This window comes from Amycolatopsis dendrobii (genome assembly GCF_014145675.1).
GTDB lineage: Bacteria > Actinomycetota > Actinomycetes > Mycobacteriales > Pseudonocardiaceae > Amycolatopsis > Amycolatopsis dendrobii.
Genome location: NZ_JACGZW010000002.1, coordinates 179301 through 196145, shown reverse-complemented (window position 1 = coordinate 196145; position 16845 = coordinate 179301). Strand labels below are relative to the sequence as shown.

At 64.2% G+C, this 16845-nt stretch carries 18 protein-coding genes; 11 read left to right on the top strand and 7 right to left on the bottom strand.

Annotation, left to right across the window (positions count from 1 at the left end):
• The first annotated feature begins 636 nt into the window (after positions 1 to 636).
• Positions 637 to 822, top strand: a complete 186-nt coding sequence (locus H4281_RS05070; protein WP_182889704.1) for a hypothetical protein — start codon at positions 637 to 639, stop codon at positions 820 to 822.
• A 642-nt stretch (positions 823 to 1464) separates the two neighbouring features.
• On the opposite strand, the gene H4281_RS05065 is transcribed toward H4281_RS05070, so the two are convergent.
• Entirely contained in the window at positions 1465 to 2580 is a 1116-nt protein-coding gene (locus H4281_RS05065; protein ID WP_182889703.1) for a hypothetical protein, read from the bottom strand.
• A 255-nt stretch (positions 2581 to 2835) separates the two neighbouring features.
• On the opposite strand from H4281_RS05065, the gene H4281_RS05060 reads away from it, so the two are divergent.
• On the top strand, positions 2836 to 3075 hold the full coding sequence (locus H4281_RS05060) for a helix-turn-helix domain-containing protein (protein WP_182889702.1): 240 nt from the start codon (positions 2836 to 2838) through the stop codon (positions 3073 to 3075).
• A 15-nt stretch (positions 3076 to 3090) separates the two neighbouring features.
• Here the strand turns inward: H4281_RS05060 and H4281_RS05055 are convergent, their stop codons facing one another.
• Together H4281_RS05055 and H4281_RS05050 are read right to left on the bottom strand one after the other, a co-directional pair.
• Positions 3091 to 3597 (bottom strand): NUDIX domain-containing protein, encoded by a 507-nt coding sequence (locus H4281_RS05055; RefSeq protein WP_312872055.1) that lies wholly within the window; start codon positions 3595 to 3597, stop codon positions 3091 to 3093.
• Entirely contained in the window at positions 3594 to 4880 is a 1287-nt protein-coding gene (locus H4281_RS05050) for a helix-turn-helix domain-containing protein (RefSeq protein ID WP_182889700.1), read from the bottom strand. Before H4281_RS05050 ends, H4281_RS05055 begins: the two co-directional genes overlap by 4 nt.
• A gap of 223 nt (positions 4881 to 5103) precedes the next feature.
• On the opposite strand from H4281_RS05050, the gene H4281_RS05045 reads away from it, so the two are divergent.
• The 4 genes from H4281_RS05045 to H4281_RS05030 all read left to right on the top strand — a co-directional run bounded on the left by H4281_RS05045 (position 5104) and on the right by H4281_RS05030 (position 7998).
• Positions 5104 to 5391, top strand: coding sequence for a hypothetical protein (locus H4281_RS05045; protein WP_182889699.1), 288 nt, complete (start codon positions 5104 to 5106; stop codon positions 5389 to 5391).
• Between the two features lie 151 nt (positions 5392 to 5542).
• Entirely contained in the window at positions 5543 to 5806 is a 264-nt protein-coding gene (locus H4281_RS05040; RefSeq protein WP_182889698.1) for a hypothetical protein, read from the top strand.
• Positions 5807 to 5839: 33 nt separating this feature from the next.
• Entirely contained in the window at positions 5840 to 6829 is a 990-nt protein-coding gene (tgmB, locus tag H4281_RS05035) for an ATP-grasp ribosomal peptide maturase (RefSeq protein WP_182889697.1), read from the top strand.
• The gene (locus H4281_RS05030) at positions 6826 to 7998 is read left to right on the top strand and encodes a methyltransferase domain-containing protein (RefSeq protein WP_312872054.1); all 1173 of its coding nucleotides are present in this window, start codon (positions 6826 to 6828) and stop codon (positions 7996 to 7998) included. The genes tgmB and H4281_RS05030 overlap by 4 nt, the downstream gene beginning before the upstream one ends.
• Before the next feature lie 49 nt (positions 7999 to 8047).
• Here H4281_RS05030 and H4281_RS05025 read toward each other — a convergent pair whose 3' ends face one another.
• The 4 genes from H4281_RS05025 to H4281_RS05010 are packed head-to-tail and all read right to left on the bottom strand — an operon-like array spanning position 8048 to position 11213.
• Complete coding sequence (locus H4281_RS05025) at positions 8048 to 8827, bottom strand: ESX secretion-associated protein EspG (RefSeq protein WP_246411485.1); 780 nt, start codon at positions 8825 to 8827, stop codon at positions 8048 to 8050.
• A gap of 33 nt (positions 8828 to 8860) precedes the next feature.
• Complete coding sequence (locus tag H4281_RS05020; RefSeq protein WP_182889694.1) at positions 8861 to 10162, bottom strand: hypothetical protein; 1302 nt, start codon at positions 10160 to 10162, stop codon at positions 8861 to 8863.
• Positions 10159 to 10776, bottom strand: coding sequence for a DUF3558 domain-containing protein (locus H4281_RS05015; protein ID WP_182889693.1), 618 nt, complete (start codon positions 10774 to 10776; stop codon positions 10159 to 10161). Before H4281_RS05015 ends, H4281_RS05020 begins: the two co-directional genes overlap by 4 nt.
• On the bottom strand, positions 10776 to 11213 hold the full coding sequence (locus H4281_RS05010; RefSeq protein ID WP_182889692.1) for a hypothetical protein: 438 nt from the start codon (positions 11211 to 11213) through the stop codon (positions 10776 to 10778). Before H4281_RS05010 ends, H4281_RS05015 begins: the two co-directional genes overlap by 1 nt.
• 592 nt (positions 11214 to 11805) lie before the next feature.
• Here H4281_RS05010 and H4281_RS05005 point away from each other — a divergent pair.
• The 5 genes from H4281_RS05005 (at position 11806) to H4281_RS04985 (ending at position 16580) form a co-directional block, all read left to right on the top strand.
• Positions 11806 to 12021 (top strand): hypothetical protein, encoded by a 216-nt coding sequence (locus H4281_RS05005; protein ID WP_182889691.1) that lies wholly within the window; start codon positions 11806 to 11808, stop codon positions 12019 to 12021.
• Between the two features lie 105 nt (positions 12022 to 12126).
• Positions 12127 to 12435, top strand: a complete 309-nt coding sequence (locus tag H4281_RS05000) for a hypothetical protein (protein ID WP_182889690.1) — start codon at positions 12127 to 12129, stop codon at positions 12433 to 12435.
• Entirely contained in the window at positions 12435 to 14219 is a 1785-nt protein-coding gene (locus H4281_RS46125; protein ID WP_182889689.1) for an alpha/beta hydrolase, read from the top strand. Before H4281_RS05000 ends, H4281_RS46125 begins: the two co-directional genes overlap by 1 nt.
• Before the next feature lie 209 nt (positions 14220 to 14428).
• Positions 14429 to 14917: an LppA family lipoprotein gene (locus H4281_RS04990; RefSeq protein ID WP_312872053.1), complete on the top strand. Its 489-nt coding sequence runs from the start codon at positions 14429 to 14431 to the stop codon at positions 14915 to 14917.
• A gap of 550 nt (positions 14918 to 15467) precedes the next feature.
• Positions 15468 to 16580: a hypothetical protein gene (locus H4281_RS04985; protein WP_182889688.1), complete on the top strand. Its 1113-nt coding sequence runs from the start codon at positions 15468 to 15470 to the stop codon at positions 16578 to 16580.
• The last annotated feature ends 265 nt before the right edge of the window (positions 16581 to 16845 follow it).

Genomic DNA, 16845 nt, shown 5'->3' with positions numbered 1-16845 from the left:
ACCGCCACGGCCTTGACTCCAGCTCGGAGAGCGTATCCGAACGACTAAAAGTGCCTCCACCGACGATGGACCGACGGATTACGCGAACCGAATCTACGTGGAAATCCTGCGACAGCTGGTGGCCATCCGACGGCACGCGCTGATCACAACCTCTATATTGGTCGCGTGGGCTGCGCTGACCGCCATCGCGTTCTACGTCCTGCTGACCCTCTTGCCCACCAGTTCGAGCACCCTTCATTGCTGAGCGATACAACAGCTGGGCTCAACGGGTGACTAGAACGAGTACCGGTAACACAGAGCAACCGTCGCAGGTTCATCTCGCGGCACACCGCTTGTGCGACGCGAGCCGTCTTGATGTCCTTCGGCTGACCGGAGTGTCTGCCGATGGGCTTGTATATGCCGGTCCCTCTGCCTGGCCGGTTCTGCTACAGCACGCGCATCGGCGGACGTCGACTGCCCCACCGGTCCCGTTCGGCGAGCTGCGCGTGATGGACTATATGGAGTGCGGCACCTGCTTCGGCCGTTCGTCGAGCATGGACGTCGGCACGTACGGCTACCTGGTAGACAAAAAACGCGGTCGTCGCTACGGCGAGAGCAGCGCAAGTCGACCCAAGCAAAGACAAGGAGAGGGCTGCGGTGGCTTACTCCTTCACCTTCCACAATGTCCCCGCGTTGACTAGGTACGGCTTCAAGAACGACGGCATGAATGCGCCGCCGGACTGGGTATACAACGAGGACGTAGTCCTCGACATGGGAATCACTGTTTCTATAGCTGAGGTAATAGCGCAGCCAGTAACACCCACTGGCGATCTGCAAGTTTGACTGGTCAAGCGGGACTCAGCACTGCATAGCGCAACAAATTATCCGCACAAGCTACAGCGAGTTGAACGCATAGAAATTCCTAAGCACCAAACCGGGCATCCGCGTCGACAGACCGCAGCCAGATGCCCTGCCCGCTTGACCCGAAACGGGTGCGCACCCTCACGCTGGCGGGGCCTCGGCCGAGGCCCCGCCAGCGTGGACACTAGGACAGGTGATGCACCAACCAGACGACCAGCTTGACAACCTGAAGGATGGACCATGCAGCCCTGCACGACCAACCAACCCATTTCTTCACTCGCTTTCCGATGATAGGATCGCCTTGCCCGCAAACAAACTTAATCAGAGCACTCATAGATAATTCCTCCAATAATATTCCTCAACTTTCGGCGCTCTTTGCCGTCAAACTTAGTCTAACTGATCGGAATTTTCTTAGAAGACACTCAATGAAAGATCTTTATGGAAGCCATGCGAGTCATCTACACGCCGGAAAAGTAAATTACGTAAAGAAAATTCTGACCAGCGAAAACTGCGAGCTAGATCCCAACGCTTGCAGAAGTGGTTGTGACTCAAATCACACACCTGCGTCGCTTGTGGGCAACGCGAACCAGCGGTTCCCGTCGCCCACAGTCTTGCCCCGCCCAGTCAGGCGAAGACTTCTGCGCCTGCTCCCAGTTCGTCCTGAAGAACCCACACGAAGGCCACACCCGCCCGCGGGAAGACTTGGCCGTCGAATCGCACGTCCACTGTCTTGGCCGGAGCTGCTGCCGGCGACTGCACGACCCGAGCCGCTTCCGGGCTGGAGAAGTAGTCCAGCACATTTACCCGTCGGATATCGGCCTGCGCGTAGTCAAGCTGGACGTGCACACCTTTGGCCGGCCTCGGAAGATCCAAGTAGAGCAAGTGGCCATGTCGCTGGACGAGTGCGCGGTAGGTGTAAGAGATGGTCACTTCGCGGCCCACCGCTCCCTGACCTAGGCTGACTGCGGCGACCTGGCTTCCCTCTCGAGCAGATCGCCGTATGTTCCGGTCCCGCCCGTCGACGCTGAGTTGCAGCAGCGAAAAGACTTCCGGGTCAGCGGCGTCAAGCCCGGCGGAAGGATCGAAGTACCAGATAGAGGCCGTACTCGGATCGCGGCGCACGTCCCGATATTCGTCAAGGTCGGACACGCAAGCGAATCGCATCGTCGGGCTCGCCGACCGGACCTTATACTCCCAACGCACGGTCGCGACCAGCATCGAACCTGGTCCGCTCGCGGGGCCAGCTGTCCATGGACTGAGCGATACCGACACGTCGACGTCACGCCAGCGCTCCGGGGAACGAATAACTTGTTCCTTCAGATCGGCGTAGGCGTCCCGCGCTAGCTTCTCGTCGCCGAGACGGAGCCCGATCGCGTTCGTGGCTATCTTGTCGAGCGTCTCGTCCGACGCGATGCTCCGCATCGTCTCGGGTTCGAAGGCAAAGCTGTCAAGGACAGCATCTCGGATGGCTGGTGCTTCCCGACGGATCGCGTCCCGGAAGTGCTCGGTCGCTCGTTCTTCCGCTTCTTTGCGGGCGTAGTACTCAAAGATGACCGCTATAACCCCAGCGCTGAGCAGCGTCGTGCCCAGTTCGTTCGTGGGCCACCCAATGAGCCAGCTCAGAGTTGCCGTTGCGGCAACGGCTTTCGACAAGAACAGGAAGCCAACGCCGACCACAGCGGTCACCAACCCGGCGAGCCGGAGTTTGGTCTTGTAGAGCTGGTCGAGCAGGTGGTTCATCTACTTCATATTGTAGCAAAGTTTGTTTTCCTGTTGAATAGCAAAAGAGAGCCCCTGGACGGGTACAGCGTCCAGGGGCTCTCGCTACCTCAGAGCGGGGTCACGTGCCACCGCCACCGCCATCCTGCTTTGCGATACCCATGCCCTCCACCCCCTCTCCTGGTTGCCAAAGCCGGCCGGCGCGTCGGGGTCTGCGCCGCGTCGCCACGATATCCGATTTTGGGATATCGGCAAGGATTACTGTCCGCTACCTCGGTGGACAAGTCGATCTACACTGCTGAGTACCAGCGGCTTTGCGCGCTCCTCCGAGAGCTGCGCCACGAAGCAGGGCTGACGCAGGTACAGGTCGCCGAGCGGCTTGGGGAGCCGCAGTCCTTCGTGAGCAAGTATGAAGCTGGTGAGCGACGGCTCGATGTCGTCGAGCTACACCAGATCGGGGCGGCACTCGGGACCACCATCGTCGCGATCCTCCAACGCCTCTGGCCCGAGAGCTAACCCTTCGGCCTGACCTCAGCGTCCGACATCTGGATCAAGTTCCGCGTAGGCGAATCCACCCGACGTCCGTGCCGTGAGCGCCTTGTCGAGCTGCGACCAGAGGCGGGGCTTGAGCAGGGACTTCGCCTCGGTCAGGCTCACAAACTTCAGACCACCCAGTTCATCGTCGGTTAGACGCAGGTCCCCCACCGCCGCATCGTCAAGCGTGCCACCGTCGAAGAGAAACATCAGCTGGTCGTCCCATGGACCGTGCGGCGGCACCCACTCGATCAGCAGCAGTCCGCCGACGGTCAGCGTCAACCCAAGCTCTTCGCGCAGTTCCCGTTCGGCAGCAGCTCGGGGCTTCTCGTTCGCCTCGACCATCCCGCCAGGGATGTCCCATCCCTCCTTGTAGGTGGGATCAACCAGCAGGACACGTCCAGCCCGGTCGGTGATTAGGACGTCGGCGGCGACTCGCTTGCGTGCCTGCTTAGCGTTGCCTTCAGCTAGGTAGGCGAAGCGGGCCGCGTCGTCCTCAGTCACACCGGCCACGATGTGTCGGAGTCCGGCATGGCCGCGGGTTGCAAGACATGAGAGCAGTCTGCCAGGAACAGCTGCACGGCGGGAACTGAGCGGTACGGCCGCAGCGTCACTTGGAGCTCGGCGAGCCGACGACGTACGCGCTTGGAGGTCAGCGAACCAGCCGCAGCACAGATCTCACGGCCAAGGGCAGCGGCCTCGTCGATCTCACCGCCGCCGACCAGAACCTCGGCGAGCGTCAACTGCCCGAATGCCCGGCTTCGCACCCGGTCGCCGACGCGTAGCTCAAGTACGCGGCGTGCTTGCCGTTCGGCCTGATGTCGGTCGCCGAGTGCGTCGTAGCAGAGGGCTGCTTCACCAGCCAGCGATGCCTCGTCGAACTGACTGATCCATTCCGCCGGGGTGTCTTCGTGCAGACGCTCCAGGACACGTTCTGCGTCAATGAGGGCTCGACGGCTGGCCTCGGCGTCGCCTTGCATGGCGAAACCGCGGGCGCTCATAGCGTGCAGTCGCGCTGACAGCCGCTGCCGCGCAGGACCGCCCTCGGCGTGCGTCAAGCCGATATGGGCAATCCGGACGGCGTCTGTCGCCTGGTGAAGCTGGCCGGCGAGGTGGCTCATGCTGGCGCATATGTTGGCGAGAAGGGCTGGGTGATCCGCGGCTTTGGCCAGCTGGTACGACCGGCTGAAGTGGCGCTGCGCGTGCTGGTCGCGGCCGCTGTCGTGAGCCATCCATCCGGCGATCTCGGTCAGCGAGGCGGCTGCCTCGAACAGGCGCTCGCCTGAGATGTCGCTACCTGGGTCGAAGAGCCGCGGACTGATCTCGGTCTGCAGGTAATGCACCACGGTCGAGTAGATCTGGCCGCCGCCGACTTTCCGGTCTGCTATCTGGAAAGCCGTGGCCATGGCCTGGATGGTGGCGAGGTCGGCTTGTCGATCTGGCTGCGTCGGTCGGGTCGGGCGGAGAAGGCGTACATCGGCGAATGACTGCACTGAACGTCGCTGCTCGTCGCCACGTGCGGCCGCAGCCACGTCGGCGGTCTCGAGTTCGCTACTGACTTCAACTACTCCATACCCCGGGCCAACGCGAAGCAGTTCCTCGAGCCGGTCCGCGCTGACGTTCAGGACAGCGGCCAACTTGGGCCGCTTGTACGGCAGCGGCTCGGTCTTCCCGGACTCCCAGTTGCCGACCGTCTTGACGTCGACTGCAAGCGCCTCGGCGAGCCGTTCCTGCGTGTAGCCAGCTGCCCGCCGTGCCCGTGCCAGTTCGTCGCGCTTGGCGACCATACGCGCCCCTCCGTATACGGTCCGTGCCGCCTGGCCACATTACCGCAGGTCAGCCCCTGTGGTTGGGGTTCTTCTTCGCCAATTTTCCCGATCTCTTCCCTGGTTTCCGGCTCTGCGGCCAACCAAGGTCAAAAGCGGCATCCGGTGCCGAGGTGGGTGCTATATCCCACGGGCACCACTGGCCGTTCTTCCCTCGGCGGCCGGGCGAAGCCCTCGGCATCGGATGCCGTCCACGATCGACGACGAGACGGACGGAGCGGTCAGCATGGCCGTACGAGCGATCGACCCGCATAGCGGACCACGAGTGTCCTGCACCGGGCAACGACGGCTGAACCGGCTGTCGGCAACGGTCAACGAGCGGATCCCGGAGCCCGCACAGCTCTACAGCCTGATCACCCTGACCTTCGTGCTGCACGAGCCCAATCCGGCGAGCGGCGACTGCGCCTGCTGCGAGACCGGCTGGCCCTGCGAGACCGTATGCCAGGCATACCGGTTGCGCGAAGGTTTCTGACGGTGGACACGTCCTTCCAGGTTCTCGTCCCCGGCTCCGAACTCGGGGGTTCTGCTCGAACTAGGCCGACCGCTCACCATCCGACCAATCGGTCTCGTCCAAGACTCCACGCCAAAAACAGCGTGGTGGTAGGGAAAAGGAGAAGCAAAGCATGACGACCCGTATGTCACTCACCGACGCGGACGAGCGTTTCGGGCTCGGCGTCCGCCGCGGATTCGTTCCGACGGCGGAACCAGTCTCGGACACGGAGAACACTCCGTTCGGTCTGACGCTGCGAACCGCACCCGCTCCTCGCAACGTCGTCGTCTTGCGCACCGGCAGCGGTGTCACGATGGCGACGGAAAGCGTGACCGAGCAATCCACCGACGGCCAGGACGAGGGCGACACCCGCTTCGACGTCGCCAACGACATCTGACGGCACCGACGACCATAAGAACTCGCTGACGCCATGAAACTCGAATCAGACCTCAGCGCCAGCACTGTGCTGGTCTTGACGGAGCCGAGCGACAAATCAGCCGATCTCGTCGTCCGCGAGCTGGAGCGCCGGAACACGCGAGTGTTCCGGGCGGACACCGGCGACTTCCCGCTCTCAGTGAGCGTGAGCGCCTGGTTCGATGGCTCTTGGGACGGCGAGATCCGCAGTCCGGACGGAGCGGTCGGCCTGCGCGACATTCGCAGCGTGTATGTCCGCCGGCCGACCGCGTTCACCTTCCCGCCGGGGATGAACGACGCCGAACAACGGTTCGCCGCGCGCGAAGCCCGCCGAGCGTTCGGCGGGCTGCTCATGAGCCTGCCGTGGTGCTCGTGGGTGAACGACCCGTCGAAGGCGGCCGACGCGGAGTACAAGCCGCTCCAGCTCGCCACCGCCGCGGCGTGCGGCCTGCGCGTACCGCGCACCGCCATCACCAACGCCCCCGGCGACGCCGTCGGCCTCCGCGACCGGCTCGGAGACTCGGTCGTCTACAAGACGCTCTCGGGTGCCTCGGTCCCCGACGGGCAACGGGTGTCGCTCGTCTACACGACTCCGGTCACGGTGGCGGACATGGCCGACGACCGGATTGCGCTTACCGCCCACCAGTTTCAGGAACGGATACCGAAAACTCGGGACGTTCGCGCGACCGTCGTCGGCAGGCGCGTGTTCGCCGCGAACATCCTCGTCGCCGACGAGGACGCGGGAGAACTGCTCGACTGGCGCGCGGACTACACGGCATTGCGCTACGAGCCCGTAAGCCTCCCGGAGAGCGTCGAGTCGGCACTGCTCAAGATGACCGATCACCTCGGCCTGGCGTTCGCCGCGGCCGATTTCGTCGTCACCGCTGACAACACCCACTACTTCGTGGACTTGAACCCCAGCGGGCAATGGGGCTGGATAGAAGACGCGACAGCGCTGCCCATCGCGGACGCGATCGCCGCCCTACTCACAGGAGAAGACCAGTGACCCACGCGATCGAGCAGGACAGCAGGCTCAGCCAGTTGGCCGTCGACCTCAACACCGACCTCGTCGAGGGCCTGGAGACCTCCGGAAAGCTGACCGCTCGCGCATGGCGGGCCGCGTTCGAGGACGTCCCTCGCCACCTCTTCGCGCCGCGGTTCACCCTCCCGGACAACCTCGGTGGCATGGTCTTGGGCATCGTGGACGGCACACGGCCCGAGGAATGGCTCAACGCGGTCTACCACGACGAGGCGCTGCTGACGATTTTCGACGAGCGCGAGATGGTCACGACCTCGTGCTCAGCGCCCTCGGTCGTGGCGATCATGCTGGAGTACAGCCAAGCGGCCGAAGGCGACACCGTGCTCGAAATCGGTACCGGCACGGGATGGACGGCGGGTCTGCTTTCCCACCGCCTCGGGCCGGATGCCGTCACCTCCGTGGACATCGACCCGCGTTGCGTTGCCGAGGCGCGGGAACGTCTGGACCGCCTCGGCCTGGACCCGACGCTCGCCGTCGCGGACGGCTACCTCGGTTACCCGGCACGCGCGCAGTACGACCGGATCATCGCCACGGCGTCCCTGCGTAAGGTGCCGCCGACCTGGCTGACCCAAATACGACCAGGCGGCACGATCCTGGCCGACTTGCGCGGCGACTTCGCAGGCAACCTCGCCCGCCTCACCGTGAACAAGGACAGGTCCGCGAACGGTCGCTTCCTGCCCCAGCGGGTGAACTTCATGCCCCTGCGCAGCAAAGAAGAATACCTCCACGAGCTGCCCGAACTGGCGTCTCGCGCCGTCAGCGCTCCCGGCCCGCACCGGCAAACCGGCCTCGCTCCCTCCGCACTGCGCACGTGGGATTTCGCCTTCCTCGCACAACTGTCGATGCCCGGAGCGCGAGCCGGACGCGTCAGAGTCCAGGGCGGCCCGATGTACTACTGCCTCACAGACCCGCAAACCGAGTCTTGGGCGCGGGTCGACCCAGACGCCGACGACACCGAACGCGAAGTCACCCAAGGCGGAGACCGTCGACTATGGGACGAGCTGGAGGCTGCGTATGAACACTGGATCCGGCTCAATCAGCCTCAGCCTGCCGACTTCACCATCACGGTTGCGCCGGACGGCGGCCAGGCCGTCACTCTCCCCTCCACCGACAAGCAGTGGTCTCTGTCCTTGTAGGGATGGACCGGCGACGAAGCTTCCGTGCATGCCTACACCTTCTCGCCACTCAGCTGCGAAGCAGGTCGAGGGTGTTGTCGAGGGTGCCGGTGATGTAGCCGGGGTTGCCGGGTCCGCAGACGATGCCGACGTCGCCGTGGGGGTTGTCGCGGAGGTAGGTGAGGACGCGGCCGTGGTCGAGGCTGTCCACGGCGGTCAGTGGCAGGCTGGACACCCGACGGCCTCCGGCGCGGGCGGCGACGTAGAGCTGGTGGCTGGCTTCCCGCCGAGACCCCATGACGGCGCGGAGCTGGTCGGCGGGGGTGGTGACGGTGTAGTCGCTGGTGGTGTCGAGGTCGTACGACTCGTCGCTCCGGCTCGTGTTCCCGTCGTACTCGGCTTTCGGCACGGTGAACTCGCGGATGTTCGCAGCCGGGAAGTCGGGCAGCTGGTCGACGACGGCGCGGACGAGCTGGTTCGCGCCGATCGCGGTCAGGGTGAGCTGATCGTCCTCGACGGTGGCCAGCACGGCGCTGCGGCCGGTTGCGACGGCGAGCAGAGCGCGGTCGCGGTCGTGTCGGTCGGCCGACCAGCCGTAGCATTCGGCGTCGGCGTTCGCGACCGCCAGCATCAGGTCGCGGAATTCGCCGGTGACCCGGTTAGTGCGCAGGTTGTAGAACCCCGGCTCGGCCAACACTTGCCGGGTCAGGTCGTCCAGGCGCGCCGCGGCGTCGTCCTCGACCCAGACGTCGACAACGCCCAGCACCGGATGTGCCGGGCCGATCCGTTCCCATTCCCAGGCTTTCGCTACCGCCAGGCGCGGCAGGGTCACTGGTTCGTCGAGCAGCATCACGTTGTTTCCCCTCGATACAGCTGATGCTGCTTACTTGCCGATGACCGGTGGAGTGGCTTTGCCGTCGTAGCCGAACAAGGAATTCGGGTCGGCTTCCTGGAGGTAGGAAGCGGCCTTCTTCTCCTTGTCCTCCTCGCCTTTGCCGCCCTTGCCAGCTGCGCCGGCCATCGGCATGCCGTTTGCGCCCTTGGCACCAGGCGCACCGTTGTTCGCTGTTCCGCCGCGAGCGCCGGGCTCCGGTTCGCCGAACCGGCCTAAGCCGCTTGACCCGCCCTGACCGGCCGCTCCTCCCGGGCCGCCGCGAACGGACGAGCCAGGGCCGCCTGATCCAGTGCCGCCGGAGCCGGGCGCTCCGGTTCCGCCGACAGGCCCGAACGACCCGGGCATGCTGCCCACATACCCGGGGCTTTGATAGTTGCTGGAGCCGCCTGGCCCGGCACCCGGCACATAGGTAGAGCCGGTAGGTCCGAACTGCGCCGGGACGTTGTTCACGCCGGTCGAGCCGGGCGGGGTATATCCGGAGGTGTGCGTGCTGTCCCCGCCGTGCGCGGCTGCAGGCACGTAGGGCTGAGACTGCTGTTGCCCGCCGGAGACCCAACTGGGTCCCGGCGGCGGTGCGAACGATCCGGGCGGAGGCGTGGTCCCTGGGCCGCCCTGGTCAGGCGGGCCGTAGGAATGGCTGGGCGGATACGGGGTGAAGCTTTCCTTCTTGCGCGGCTCAGGCGGATGCTCGACCGGTCCCTTCTCCGGAGCGAGGCCGTAGGTGCCGTCCGAGGAATCGGGGACTTGCCCGTAGTCGACGGGCATCTTCTGCGCATGGCCGTCGCTGGTGTCGGTGAAGCTTTGATACGTGGCGTTGTTCTGCTGGATGGCGGCGTTGCGCTGGTTGATCTTGTCTTCGTTGTCGGTATCCCACGGGGTGGCCGTGTCCCAGGCGGACTTCGACGGCGCGTCGTCGGACACGTCCTGCAGCGAATCCCGGGTCGAGGTGAACGCGTGTCCTTGATCGGCGAGAGTGTTCTGACTGTCGTGCAACGCCATCGACGCTGACGTCGCCACGTCCGCCAGCGGCTTCAGCGATCCCCGTGCCGCGTCGCCGCTCTGCCCCGACCAGGCAGCCTCCAGCCGGCCGACCGCCGTCAGGGTGTCGGACTCGATGCCCTGCTGCTCAGTCGATTGCTTCGCCGCGGCGTACTGCGCCTGCCCGAGACTGTCCGGCCCAGGCCCGGCCTTCACTCGCCGCACCAGCTCACCCGGAAGGATGATCTTCCCCTCGGCCTGCATCTGCTTCAGGAACTCGTTGAACCTGTCCGCGATGAAACTCATCGTCACGCCCCGGCCTTGAGCGTGGTGACGACGGCGTCGCCGATGCGGCGCGCCGCTTCGCACGGGTCGGATCCCGGTTTTCCGACATTTGCGCGCGAGATGGTCGCGTCGGCCTCGAATGCCATCGTGTCGGAGATCCCGATGGCGACACCGCAGCGGCCGGTGGAGCTGTCGTCGCTCGGCCCGTACGCCACGGCCGGGTACCCCTGCACCGGTGCGAGTTCCTTGAAGAACCCCTCGTTCTTCTTGGCGTAGACGTGTCCGAGGCCATCCTTCCACGCGTAGACGAGCTGCACGCTGATGCCTGAGCCCCGGTCCAGGTTCGCCCAGTGACAAGCCTTGGCGACCCCTGTGTCCTTCGCCGGTTGCACATCCGGAGAAGAGGTGCCCAGCAAGGTGCTGATCTGGCCAGCGGTCAGTGTGCTGCACGGATCTCGGTCAAGCGTCCCGGCAGGAAGGGGGTTCGGCACCTTCGGCGCACCGGACCCGGCTGCGGAGGGGGACTGCGAGGGAACTGCGGGCGACGACGGCTGCGCCGTGCCCGGGTTGCCGGAGCATGCGCTCAGGACGAGCGCTGAGGTTGCAAGCCCGACGGCGGCCAGGCGGGTGCGTGTGGTCATCAGATTGGTTCCTGGCCTGCCTGGTTGATGTCGTGTCCTGCTTGTTCGTCATGTGAGCTGTGGATGCCGAGCGCGTCCTCCATCTTCTGGATGACGGTGCCGAGGTAGGCGCTTTGCCGCGTCAGGTGGCCCTGGTAGAGGTTCCCGGAGTTGTTGCTGGCGTCGGTGTTCCGCAGGGACGCAGGATCCTGCCCTGGAGGCGTAATCGACCACATCGGCCGAGCGTTATTGATCTGTGCCTCGATACGCGCTTGCAGCTTTTTCAGGTTCGTGAGTTCGGCGGTCATGGCGTCCTTGCTCAGGTAGAAGCCGGGTGCGCCGCCGCCTCCGCCGGACGCGCCACCACCTCCGGGCGAGCCGTCGGCGACGAAAAAGCTTGCCCCGGTGAGCATGCCGATCGCACCTGTATCGCCTGGTGGTGTCGCCTGCTCAGCCATCTGCATCCTCCCCTTGCGGCTAGCCCCGCCCATAGCTTCCTAAGCCGAACCGATGGTAGCCAACACGCAACCGTGTGTCCCGGGAACGCTGTAGATCACTGCGTGTCAGACTTCCGGGTGTCGGCACTGACGTCCACCTGGCCACTCGTCAGCCTGCGCGACCAAAGCCTCCGCGGCGGTCATCAGCGCGGACATGGTGGGTCTCAACCCGGCGGCCAGATCCCACAAACGCGACTGCCACGGCCCGTTTGCCTTGTTCGAGCCTCAGCAGCTGGTCCGGTATGGCAGGCAGCGGCTCCGAGTGGCCAGCTTCCCGGCCTCGAATGCTCGCCGGATCAGCGGGAAGAAGCGCAGCCAACGCCTCTGGCGCAAGCCCAGTGACCTTCCGCGCACACGCTAATCAGGTCCGGGGTACCCATGGTCGCCGCTCTTCCCGGGCTACACTGTACTGGCGACATTACTCAGTTCATGGCGCATATTGCCGGGTTTCGTCCTCGATTTTCCCCCGGTTCGCCCGCTGGTTTGGACGCGACGCTCCGGGGCACGGCTGAACGCCTGAGACCTGCATTCCGACAACTCCAAGAAACCATTGATGCCTAACGTGAACGACCGCAATCCGCGCCCGGAGCAGGGGCCTGATGAATCCTTGACCAACGCCGCCGCACAGCTGCGTCGGGCGATCGACGCCGGTACAGCACCGCCGAAAGCGGCTGCCGAGTCGGCCGCACTCCTCGACAAGTTGATTGAACAAGCTGAGCCTCCGGTCGAACGCGCAGAAAAGCATTCCTCCCAGGAAGCAGCCGAGTAGTTCTACTCACGGTGGCCGAGTAGATCTTCTTGATCGCGCCCGCGATCGTTGAGACGAACCAACTGGTCCCGTACCGTGATGGAGCGACTACAGGAGGGGACGCAGATGGGGTTCCGAACGGTTCCGGACGAACTGCGAGCCGCAGGCAAAGCCGCGATCGACGCGGCAGGGGCGCTGCGCAGCGCACACTGCGCCGAGCCAGTTGGCCAGCTCCCCAACGCACTGCCCGGCGGCGCAGCAGCCGGGGCAGCCACGTCCTTCAGCCAGTCTTGGGAGTCGGACCTCACCACCTGGTGCACCGATGCCGAACGCTTCGGCACCGACCTCGGCACCGCTGCCCGCAACTACCAGGCCAGCGACCAGACCGCGCATAGTGGCATCAACCGCGCCGGAACCCTACGGGGGCCGCAGTAATGGTCGGCCTTTCCGACGTCAAACGCTGGAACACCGGCCAGCTCGACGAGATCTTCAAAACCGTCCAGCAACGGCTCCAAGTCCTCACCCATTCCGGGGATGATTTCGGCAAAGTCATCCCGGTCGCGGACTGGTCCGGCCCCGCCGCGGACAACGCCCGCTCCGCCCACAGCAGCCTCATGTTCCGCATCGACAAAATGGCCGCCGGGGCAAGCATCGTCGGCAAGGCCATCGGACAGGCCGCCGACGCCATCACCGGCGTCCAACACGCCATCGCCGGAGCTGAAGAACTCTCCCGCAAGTACGGCTACCAAATCGCCGACAACGGCACGGTCACCGACCTCTATCCCGAGGGGAAAGCGCCACCGGAGCTTCACCCAGAGGACCGTGCCCGCGCCAAGACCGAAGCCAGCGACGCCATCGCCCAAGCACTGCGCACCGCCGACGACATCGACCGCGACCTCGCCTCCGTCCTGCAGCGCGCGCAACAGGGCGACTTCGGCACCGGCAACGAAGGCACCGTGACCGCCGCGGCCGCCGACGGCTCCCTCGATCCCGGCCTCACCCTGCTGGAACCGCCCAAAGACGACAGTCCGACCCAGAATGCCGGCTGGTGGAACTCTCTCTCGCCCGCTGGACAGGCCATCCTCCTGCGCGACCACCCAGACTGGCTCGGCAACCTCGACGGACTGCCCGGCGGCGTCCGGTCACAAGCCAACCTGGCTCGTCTCCCAGCGATCCGCGCCGACCTGGAACGCCAACTCGCCGAACTCCGCAAACCTATGGACGGCCCTGTTCTCGGTGAGTACGACATGCAGATCCGCGCCGACGAAATCGCCGCAGTCGAAGCCAAACTGCACTCGCTCGACGCAGTGCAGACGACCATGGCAAAAGGCGGACGACAGCTGTTGTTCCTTGATGCCACCCACCCGCGGGTCGAAGCAGCCGTCGCCGTCGGCAACGTCGACACCGCTACCAACGTCGCGGTCTTCACACCCGGCTTCACCACCACCGTCGACGGCAGTCTCGGCCGATACGACAACAACATGGCGAACCTCGTCGCTACAGGCAACACCATCGAGAGGTCGTATGGCGGTGGGCCCACCGCCGCAGTCACGTGGATCGGCTACCAGGCACCGCAGGCGGACGGCGGCTTGGTCGACCCGACGCAATCGGTCGCCAGTCCGCTTGCCGCCCAGGCCGGGGGCGACAACCTCGCCCGCTTCTACAACGGCATCGGCGCAGCGCATGGCGCGACGAACACGCCGCTGCACCTCACTGCCCTCGGACACTCGTACGGTTCCGTCACTACCGGCTTTGCACTGGGCCACGACACCCCGGTCAACGACGCCGTTCTGTTCGGCTCGCCGGGCCAGGGTGCGGACCACCTGAACGTACCTGCGGGACACCTCTACTCCGAACACAACACCGGCGACAACCTCGTGCCGACCGTCCACGGCACGCTCGGCCCCAGCCCCTACTACAGTCCCAACGCTGTGCCGAACTACCACCAGCTGTCGACCGACGCCAGCGTGACCGGTGTCGGCCCCTTCAATGCCAGCTACGACCACAGCGGCTACCTCGACAACCAGTCCACCAGCCTGTACAACATGGCCGCGATCACCACGGGCCACAACGACCTGGCCGTCACCTACCAACCCCCACCCCCTCCGCCGGACGTGCGCCCCATCCCATCCGGCGTTCCCGCCTCCCCACCAGCGACAACACCACCTCCGCCCGTCGCGTCACCGCCGGGTGCCACGCCTACACCACCCCCGCGGTAGGACAGCTTGTGATCACTAGCCACGTGCAGCAGCCAGAAACTCAGACGTGCCGGCCGAACCACCCGCCGGAGAACGAGTCACGGTGCCCGAACGGACCGACCCAGACGCGCCGCCCCCATCGCGCGCTCCTCATTGCAGCCGCCGCAGCCGCCATCCTGCTGCTCAGCAGCTGCGGAACCTCAAACGAACCTCTTGACCCGGGAACAGGCGTGGACGCAGACACTTCCTTGACCGACCTGATGAAGCTGCCCGACATCGACCAAGCCGCACAGCAATACCAGCAGATGGCGACCGAGCTCCAGACTGCCCTCGGCACCCAGGTTCCGGCACTCAAACAGTGGAACGTCGCCGACGAACCCATCCGCGCCGCCTGCGGTGCCGACCACCCGAACCTCGGCTCCGCCGCGGAAACACTGCGACTGGAAAACCACATCGCACCCGGAACGCTTTCGGACGCGGACTACGAAAAAGCACTGGCTGCTATCGGACCAGTCGTCACCAAACACGGATTCACCGCAGGCCCGCAGCGATTGCACGACACCCCGGGCTCACACGACGCCGTCTTCCACAACTACAAAGACGGCAGCTCTCTTCAATTCGGCAGCCACGTCAACACCGTGTTCAGCATCTCCATCGGCTGCCATCTCACCGCCGAAACCAAGAAACTCGGACACGTCCCGCCAACGCCCAGCTACTGACGTGCGCCCGGGTCGCGGACTGCCTAACAGGGCAGGTCACCCGACAAGATCAGCCCACCGACCCGATTACGGTGCTACCAAAGCCGGGCGTGCAAACTAGGCAGTGATTCCCAACGCGCCCTCGGCGGCCAGTCGAGGGAAGCGTTGCGCATTGGGGCAAGCCTTCCGCAGAAGCTGACGATAACCATGCGGACTCGGGACTCGTTGATACCGACGAAAGCCAGTTCCAAGGTCTAGACTCCCTCCTGCGGGCCAGTCTTGGCCCCTCCCCCTCAGCTGAGGCTGGCCCGCGCGGTGGAACCTTTTTGCTTCATAGGCCGTGATCGAACGCCAAGCAAGCAGATTCTGTTCAACCTGCAGCGCACGACCGCAGATGCCCACTCGCCCGCAGCTTGGTTGTCCCTACTTCCCATGCCGCCTGGACACCTGATATCTCAGCGGCGACGGACGAGCGGTACTTTGACACATAGGTCTGATCTTCCAAAATCTGGTGTAGGCTCCACATCGGAAGCTACCTAACCACTCCTCAACTTGTCCTGAAAGGTCGACTATGAGCGTCCTTCTGGAACCACTAGACGACCAACAGAAGAACCTGCTGGAGTTGGTGTGGTCACTGTTTAGGGAGAAGAATCAGTTTCCAGTATATCAGTACGTTGAGTACATGCTGCGCCAACGGGGATACGAGGCCACTGAGATACTTTCCTCATTTCCATCGATTAGTCCGGACGGATCCCAGGCTCACTACGCTGCTGTTTACGCCGACCCTAACACCGGCACCTATCTCCCCGACAATCGTGTTTGTCTTACAATAGCCGGGCTTTTCCATGCGAGAGACCATCTTGCCATGGAGATCATCGGGAACTTCCTTGTCTACCTCCGCGCCCTGACTGTGGCGCAGGAGCGCATCAAGGAAAGCCCCTTCGCCGTTGTTGACGTTGAGGCAGGACTAGTAGCGGCGCTACGGGACGCGGGCCGTGACGAGACGACCCTGCCGTGGGTTTCGAAGCTTGTCGGGCGTGAATGGCTTGGTGTCCAGGTGTGGAATCAAAACGCTAACGACAACGACGTCGTGAGCAGACTGAGCTTTCTTACGAGTGCGAACTTCTACACTGTTGAGGAGTACCTCACGGCCATCACTGTCGCGGCCACTCCCATGCCTCGCGTAGTCGCACCTGAGTACCGTGATCCTCGGGCGTTATCCCGAGCGATCACAAACTTCGACATCACATGCGAACTGGTGCTGAAGACACCCCTGATCACGAAGCCGGCGATCGACCGCACGGCCCTGTTCGCCCAGGACGCTGCAACTGATGCTGAGTTCAGGGAGGGATTAAGTGCCCTGGGAGAATTACTCGGCGGCTTCTCCGTGCCAGGCAAGAGCCCGAGTCATGCAGTCGGGCGACTTCTGGACCACCTTGCCCAAGCCTTGCCGAATATCGATCAAGCTCAGGTGCAGCGAGCCATCGACTTGTTCGATGCCGTACGAGATCTACGCAATTCATCCCAGCACCGGAAACCCTCAGAGAAGCTGATTCAGGCATGTGAGCGGCTTGGCCTACCCTTCATGCAGCGCGATTCGAAGCAAGCTTGGGACATTGTCCGGGGCCAAATGACTGACGCGTTCACCATTCTTCAAGAAGAGATATATGCGGCTCGACCCTGACGATCGCCGCCTTCGACTATGCCGATGAACGCGGGCAGGGCATTGCACGAGCCATATCCTCACGTCAACACCATAAGCACCCGCCATGTCGTCGCACGTATCTTCTCTTGAGTACAGCACTCCGACTAATGTGGAAGTCAACGAGAGCGCCGCATCAAAGGAATATGAGCTGCGCGATAGGTGTCATTATTAATAGATCTTTTTGTTTGCCAACCCTTACCTGTCACACATACACCGCTTCAGTGGAATGCGAATGGTACTACTC